2 protein-coding genes are annotated in these 2,535 nt (G+C 42.6%); one reads left to right on the top strand and one right to left on the bottom strand.

Translation table 11 applies throughout. The features are described 5' to 3' along the window. Window positions 1-26: 26 nt before the first annotated feature. Entirely contained in the window at window positions 27-1,595 is a 1,569-nt protein-coding gene (gene lnt, locus ACTXGO_RS12265) for an apolipoprotein N-acyltransferase (protein ID WP_068039556.1), read from the bottom strand. Between the two features lie 239 nt (window positions 1,596-1,834). Here lnt and ACTXGO_RS12260 point away from each other — a divergent pair, with 239 nt between their 5' ends. Beyond that, a complete protein-coding gene (locus tag ACTXGO_RS12260) occupies window positions 1,835-2,479 on the top strand; it encodes a DUF411 domain-containing protein (protein ID WP_082787298.1) in 645 nt (214 codons plus the stop codon). The last annotated feature ends 56 nt before the right edge of the window (window positions 2,480-2,535 follow it).

Here is a 2,535-nt window from a genome sequence, read left to right as displayed (position 1 = left end):
TTAAATTATTATGATTAAGTTTACTATTACCCTCGTCTTCTAAGTGTGGTTAGACCTTTGCCAAAATAGCTTATTAGTAATAACAGGGTTATTATTATCAAGATAGGATAATTTCCCATAAGCATAAAGGGCGTGTTACCAACCCGTGCCTGTATCTCACCACGTAGTACAGTACGCTCAAACTGCGGTGCGCGTTTTACAATACGACCTTTATGGTTAATGATAGCGGTAACACCAGTATTGGTCGCTCGAATAAACCAGCGCCCGTTCTCAAGCGCGCGCATTTGTACCATTTGCAAATGTTGCAATGGTCCTGCTGAAGTGCCAAACCAGGCATCGTTAGAGACGGTCAACAAAAAGTCAGTATCGATGGCATTTTTACGCGTGGTATCTGGATAAGCTACCTCATAACAGATAGCCGTCCCTATATTGTGTTCACGCACCTTTAGCGGTGACTGCTGATCACTACCACGACTATAGCTCTTAATATCCTGACTACCGGCCAAACTTGGGAAAATATCGAGCACGCCTTCAAATGGAATATACTCTCCAAAAGGCACTAGACGCTGCTTCTTGTATAGGCCTTCCGCTTCTACACCTCGAGCAATCACGCTATTGTAAAATGGGGGATACTTATCCGTACTGGCATTGAATGCCGCTTTATCCTTATAAGGGATACCAGTTATCCATGTCGTATTGGTCGCATTGGCCATTTCTATCATTTCACTAATAAAGCCCGCAGCCTCATCCTGAAACATCGGAATAGATGATTCAGGCCACACCACCACATCACGTCCCCACTCAGTGCGCGTTAACTTCGCATAAATCTTTAGCGTTTCTACTTGATATTGCGTCAGCCACTTTATATCTTGTGAAATATTACCTTGAATCAATGACACTGACAGATCAGGTGTGCCCTTAGGTTTTGTCCATTGCGGATTGACCAGCCATAATGATGTGCTAATGGCTAATAACAGTACAGAAACGACGGCATAACTACTGCGTCGAAGCAGTAGCTCTACTAAACTTGCAGCCAATAGTATGGCAACAAAAGAGACGGCAAAAACACCAGCAACGGGTGCTAAGGACGATAACCAATACTCTTCAGTAAATGCATAACCAACAAATAGCCACGGAAAGCCTGTGAATAACCAAGTTTTTAACCATTCTTGTAGCACCCAAAGAGCAGCAAATGAAAAGGGTTGTTTGCCTACCATACGGTTAAAGACTAGTGCTAAAAATCCATGAAACAGTCCCATACCGAGACCCATCAATCCAATCATAATCAATGCGAGCCACGTTGGAGTATCGCTATAATCATGGATGGCAGTATAGAGCCAAAAGCCGCCGACGCACCATAGCCCCATACCGTAAGCTTCACCGATAATAAAAGCGCGACGACCACTCATATTTGGTACCAACAGCGCATATAAAATCGCTGGTGACACTATTGCTAGCGGCCAGAACCCATGAGGCGCTAGCGCAAATAAAAAAATAGCCCCTGCAAGCCATGCTGCTACTAGCGTAAACCATAGCGGTAATTGATTTGAGTGAGTACTCAAACGCTTTTGTAGATTAATAGTAGACAGGCGCATCGCAAATTATCCAAAATTATGAGTTTTGAATTTTTAGTCAAAATCCAAAACTCGGATAGACCTGTTAATACTACAGGCAGCATTTCAAAATGAAAACTGCTTATGATACCAGTCCGCACTGCTCAATGGATAAATTTACGTACTCCGTTTGATGGGTTATTATGCTACATTACCAAACGATATGAAGTGTTACTTGACCTTCTATAGCTCACAATATCTACAGTACATGAGAGAGCACTATGACCCCCTTAAAAATAAAATCCAGTCTTATATTCAATCGTTATCTGTCTAAGGGGTTGCGTAGTACGTTAGTATTACTTGCCGCCTCATCACTATTTGCTTGTAGCCAACCGAGTAGTGGCGTATCTGATGCAAGCACAACATCGGCATCAACTGAAGATGTAGTGACTGTTCCGAAGACAGCTGAACCAAACGTTATAAATACTCCTATGATGACATCAGTAAGTAAACCAGACCTACTAAAAAACGTCTCAGCCACTGTCTATAAAGATGCCAATTGCGGCTGCTGTAAAGAATGGATAAGTCATGCAGAAGATAATGGTCTAAGTGCAACCGCGCAAGATGTTGCGGACTTAGCCGTATTTAAAGAGCGCTACAGCGTTCCAAATGAAATGCGTTCTTGCCATACTGTAGTCACTACTGATGGTTACGTCTTTGAAGGTCATGTACCCGCTAAATATATGGCGCAGTTTTTAGAAAATCCGCCAGTACAAGCTATGGGTCTTGCCGTACCTGGCATGCCTGTTGGTAGCCCAGGTATGGAGTATCAAAATAAATTCATGCCCTATCAGGTTATGCAGCTCAATAAAGACGGGACGACCCAAGTTTATGCTGATATTGAATCGGTAGAGCAGCAATTATAGTGTGTTAGCAGTTAAGAATACTTTGATTATAGTGTTAGCGTTAAAAGTAAATGAGG

This window comes from Psychrobacter sp. T6-1, assembly GCF_052258445.1.
This window is presented reverse-complemented; position numbering and strand designations above follow the sequence as displayed.

Coding starts and splice junctions, on each gene's coding strand:
- lnt (WP_068039556.1), bottom strand. CDS start 1,595: ATGCGCCTGTCTACTATTAATCTACAAAAGCGTTTGAGTACTCACTCA.
- ACTXGO_RS12260 (WP_082787298.1), top strand. CDS start 1,835: ATGACCCCCTTAAAAATAAAATCCAGTCTTATATTCAATCGTTATCTG.